General features: G+C 45.9%; 4 protein-coding genes. 2 read left to right on the forward strand and 2 right to left on the reverse strand.

Going from position 1 to position 5,147, the window contains the following annotated elements:
* Positions 1-565: 565 nt before the first annotated feature.
* Together LBQ00_06890 and LBQ00_06895 are read left to right on the forward strand one after the other, a co-directional pair.
* Positions 566-1,651 (forward strand): hypothetical protein, encoded by a 1,086-nt coding sequence (locus LBQ00_06890; protein ID MDR2018579.1) that lies wholly within the window; start codon positions 566-568, stop codon positions 1,649-1,651.
* Complete coding sequence (locus tag LBQ00_06895; GenBank protein ID MDR2018580.1) at positions 1,632-2,225, forward strand: RlmE family RNA methyltransferase; 594 nt, start codon at positions 1,632-1,634, stop codon at positions 2,223-2,225. Before LBQ00_06890 ends, LBQ00_06895 begins: the two co-directional genes overlap by 20 nt.
* 6 nt (positions 2,226-2,231) lie before the next feature.
* On the opposite strand, the gene LBQ00_06900 is transcribed toward LBQ00_06895, so the two are convergent.
* A complete protein-coding gene (locus tag LBQ00_06900; protein ID MDR2018581.1) occupies positions 2,232-4,652 on the reverse strand; it encodes a glycogen/starch/alpha-glucan phosphorylase in 2,421 nt (806 codons plus the stop codon).
* 289 nt (positions 4,653-4,941) lie between these two features.
* Positions 4,942-5,147, reverse strand: a 206-nt coding sequence (locus LBQ00_06905) for a hypothetical protein (protein MDR2018582.1), incomplete at its 5' end; no start/stop codon positions are given.

Below are 5,147 nucleotides of genomic sequence, written 5' to 3' on the forward strand. Positions count from 1 at the left end.
CGCCAAAGCAACTTTCATCAAGCTCTACTTCACCACCTGAAATTCCTTGAGCAGCACAATATTCATATTGATAGTATTTCTTGAAAAGCCGAGTTGTGAGCTTGTTTGGGTAGCCGTCAAACAGCTTGCACTTACTGTTCTCAGCCACCATCCCCTCGCCTTAAGCCACCCCATCCTGTGGGCCGCTGCAGAACCCCATATCCAGGACGGTGGTGCGATAAACTGCCAATAATTACGACAATAGACCGACAATAACCGAGTTACAATGATCCCGAGAAATGGATTCACGCGCTTTGAGCCGTTCTCTCCTTAAATGTCAGAAGGTGCAGACCATGCTCGTCAATGTCAATGGAAAGGGTTTTGTCGTAGTATCGCCATTCCCGACAAAGTATTGTTTCAAGCTAGACAGGCCATTCTGGCCAGAGGGTCTGCGATAACTCCCGGTCAATGCATTCCGTTGGACTATCATGAAAATCAAGGGATGAAAGTATAAAATCTCCTTCGGATGCGCATGTGATTTGTTTTCATGGTATACTGTCATTTCTTAATACAGGAACTATATTATATGAAGGAAATCATCGAGTTCATTCATGAACCGGACCAACTTGACAATCTGAAAGCTACTTACGTTCGAATGTCGAAGGAGCGGAGAGAAGAGACTATTCTAGCAATAACGGACACGAAGGAAGGTGGTGCCGGGAAGTTTCTGGTTTCGGTACTCCCTTCCGAGCCGGATAAGGAGGTTCAAAAACTCATCAGAAAACAGATTTTCAAACTGAAGACGATGGGAATAAAAATCGAGGAAGAACGTCCGGCAGGAGAATCAGCGCTGAAAAAAATAGAAACAAAAAGACAACACAAGGGGTTCATGTTCAATTATGACTCGACCGGCACCAGAACCGTTATAGCGGCCTTCGAAGTAAAGAGAAACGGCTTCATCTTCATCAACGCTGTAATACATTTAGCTGACGGGCTGATTGATTTGAAACTTGCCCCCTTAACCGGAGATGATGTTGAAACGATTATGGCAAAGTATCGGACAGAAACCACAAAATCTACTGTTCTCGCTGAGACATCACCCCGATACGCCGCATACCTGATTGAGGAGGGAAACGCAATATCTCACCTTTACACTGAAGATGTAACGCAGTTAAGGCGATTTGTTTCGTCCCTGAAGGATTCAATTGAGAAGCCCCAAGATATTTACGGCCTGAAAATACCTGGTACTTTTGAGCCTCTACCTCCAGGCGCCGTTCTCTTGGACGACATGTTCACTTCTCTAACGCTCTCCTGGGACACCATTGAGGAGGACAGAAGAGCAATTGAGACGTTTGATAAACCTGCAATCCTCCTGCCGTCACATATGGTAAGAGAGAAGGAAGAGAGTTTTGTAAAGACCCTCATCGAAAAAGAAGTCTTGAAGTCGAAAATTACTCTATTGAGAAGAGTGTTTGAGGATTACGCGTATATCTTTTTCCAGATCGAACGGTTTGACTGCTTTCATGACCTCCTCCATCTTTTGACAAGCGACAGGGGACTGACCGAAGCCCTCTCCTTTTTTGCAAAGAAGTCCCTTATAGCTCCAGATCCAGAGGAGGAACGGCGGCAGTCCAGCCTCATCGTAAGCCCTTATGAGCAGATTCATAGTTAAGGATAGGTTTTTCAACAAAGCCAAACAGGATGGCTACAGGGCGAGAAGTGCATATAAGATCTTGGATATCCAAAAAAAATTCAGGCTCATCAGGGCTGGAGACTGCGTGCTTGATCTGGGCTCAGCTCCCGGAAGCTTTCTCCAAGTCATATCGAAGCTAGTCGGAGACTGTGGCAGTGTTATCGGAGTGGACATACTTCCGGTCGTGGCTTTGCCGGCGAAAAACATCACCCTCTTGAAGATTGATATCAGGGATGTTAATGTAGAGGTTCTGTTTAGGGAGTATTCTCTTGACCGATTCGATGCAGTTACCTGCGATATCGCACCAAATCTGTCAGGTATAAAGGAAGTAGACGACAAGAACGTGAACGAGCTGTTCGAGGCGGTTCTTAACGTCGTAAGGGTCGGCCTTAAAACTGGGGGAAATTTTCTCATCAAGTCTTTCTTTTCGGATTCTTTAAAGCTGAGTCACAATACATTGAAAGAATTGTTCAGAAAAGTCTCGATCTTCAAACCGGCTTCATCAAGAAGCGTCAGCTCCGAAATCTTCTTCGTGTGTATCGGTAAAAAATGACACGCGTCATACCGGTACAGGCTTGACGCCCCAGATCTTCTCCGCATACTCCCGGACTGCTCTATCGCTTGAGAACTTACCTGACCGCGCCACGTTAAGAATGGCCTTCCGAGCCCAAAGGCCATCGTCCAGATACACCCTACTCACCTCTTCCTGACATTCTATATAGGATGCGTAGTCGCCCAGTACAAAATAGGTATCATATTTCAAGATAGAATCAGTAACAGGATGAAACAAGTCCGGTGTATCAGGCGAAAAATAGCCGTCGTGAATCTGATCAATGGCTTTTTTCAGTTCCATGTTCTCTTCATAGTACCGACAAGGATTGTAGCCTGAACGCATTCGTGAAAGCTCTCCGGCTTCGTGACCGAACAGGAAGAAATTGTCGGCTCCAACCTCTTCCCTGATTTCCACGTTTGCTCCGTCGAGCGTGCCGATTGTAAGGGCTCCATTTAAGGTAAATTTCATATTGCCCGTTCCTGATGCCTCATATCCTGCTGTGGAGATCTGTTCGGACAATTCAGCTGCTGGTATAATGAGTTGCGCCAGACTCACATCGTAGTTCGGAACGAAGATCACGTTCAATTTTTCCCTCACTGTCGGTTCTGCATCAATCGTTGCGCCTACTGCATGGATCAATTTAATGATAAGTTTGCACACAAAATAGCCGGGAGCCGACTTTCCCGCAAACAGGATGGTCCTTGGAGGGAGGTCCTTCGTCATCTTCCCGTCTCTCAATCTGTTATATAGCGTGATTACATGGAGAATATTGAGGAGCTGACGCTTATACTCATGGAACCGCTTTGTTTGACAGTCAAGGAAGTAGTCGGGAGAAAAAGGGAGCCAATAAGATTTGTAGCAATAATCGGCCAGAGCGGCCTTGTTCAGTTCCTTTATACGACGAAACCTTGCACAGAACTCGCCGTCATCTGCCAAAGGTTCAAGCTTTTTCAGCTCGCTGAGGTCCTTTATCCAACCGTCGCCTATAGCCTCGGTAATGAGATCTGAAAGCTGAGGGTTCGCCTGGCGCAGCCACCGCCTTGGAGTAATGCCGTTCGTTACATTCTTGAAGGTCTCTGGCGCCATTTCGCTAAAATCACTGAAAACTACTTCTTTCAGGATATCCGTATGGAGTTCGGAAACGCCGTTCACGGCATGAGAGCCAATTACTGCTAGGCGGGCCATATTGATTACCTGCTCCCCACAACCCGTCATTATCGCCATTCTGTCTTTTCTTCCCGGATCACCCGGAAAACGTTCCTCCACTTGGATCATGAACCTCCTATCTATCTCCTTGATAATCTGAAGATGACGGGGGAGAAGATTACCGAATATACCTTCGGTCCATGTTTCAAGCGCCTCGGGCAATACCGTATGATTCGTGTATGCGAAAGTCTTTTTTGTGATCTCCCACGCATCCTCCCAAAGCACGCCGCCTTCATCGACGAGCAATCTCATCAATTCGGCGATGGCGAGGGACGGATGTGTATCATTGAGCTGGACCGCCACTTTACTTGGAAATTCGTTGTAAGTTCGACGGTATTTTTTATACCTCCTAACAATATCTGACAGTGTGGCGCAAACGAAAAAATACTGTTGCTTCAATCTCAGTTCTTTACCGGCAATGTACTGATCAGGCGGATAGAGGACTTTCGAAATATTCTCGCTCTTACCCTTATCTTCCACGGCTTTTAGATAATTTCCGCTATTAAAGTAATCCAGATTAAAATCTCTGGTAGATTTCGCCGCCCAAAGCCTTAGTGTGTTCACTGTTTCGTTTTGGAATCCGGGAATGGGGTAGTCATAGGCCATAGCCATCACCTCGTCACCGTCCATCCACTCCATTCTGTATTTTCCGTTTCTTTGGGTTATGGTGTTTACTTTCCCATAAAAACGAACGGGATACAGGAGCTCTGGTCGTGGAAACTCCCACGGGTTCCCGTATCTCAGCCAGTTATCGGGAACCTCCACCTGGAATCCGTCTTTAATTCTCTGAAAAAAAATCCCATACTCGTAGCGTATGCCATACCCGTACGCCGGGTAACTTAATGTGGCAAGGGAATCAATATAGCAGGCAGCGAGCCTACCCAGCCCCCCATTGCCGAGTCCTGCGTCCCGTTCGTATTCAAGGGAATCTTCAAAAGAAAGACCAAATAGATCAACCGTCTTTCCATAGTCATCCATAAGGCCGAGGTTGAGGACATAATTTCTGAGGAGTCTACCCAAGAGAAACTCCAAAGACAAATAATATACCCGTTTAGCATCCACATCATAGTATCGCTGCTGTGTCTTGATCCATCTCCTGACGAGCGGATCCCTTGCTGAGAGAACGATGGAGTGGAATTTGTCTCTCGGCGTAGCCGAATACATGTCTTTTGCAAGGTTATAGGTCAGATGATGCATCAAGGATTGGTATACTGAACTCAAATCTCCTGCCATTCAGAGAGCCCTTTTTTAGATTTTACAAAACATGATCCATGGCTCGCTTGTATACCCCCGCCCGGGTCAATGCGCTCCAATGGCCTTACATCACCGCGATCGTTGGTTACCACAAAGGAAATTATAACATGTCTTAGAGGAAAGGATACATCCATGGAAGCAGATATAGTCTACCAGAGAAAATTGTATTAATCAAGGAAATTGGGAAGCGGGTCCATGTTTCAACTGCATCTAAATATCGCATCCACCTAAGTAATTGGCAGGATTGTGCGTTTAATCAGAAAAAACTGTTTCCATGCCTGCATGCCCCGCTTAGACCATCATCATTGGTTAACGTACTGAGCGGTGAGTTTGTGAACTCTGAATTGAAATGGTTTGGGTCACTTTTAAATCTTCCAGGCTCAAGCGTCCATATATCTCTGATGAAATCACATAAGGAGATTTTCCTTATATAGTCACCGCACTTTAAAACAGTCTGCAAGA

Source organism: Syntrophobacterales bacterium, from assembly GCA_031274925.1.
GTDB lineage: Bacteria > Desulfobacterota > Syntrophorhabdia > Syntrophorhabdales > Syntrophorhabdaceae > PNOM01.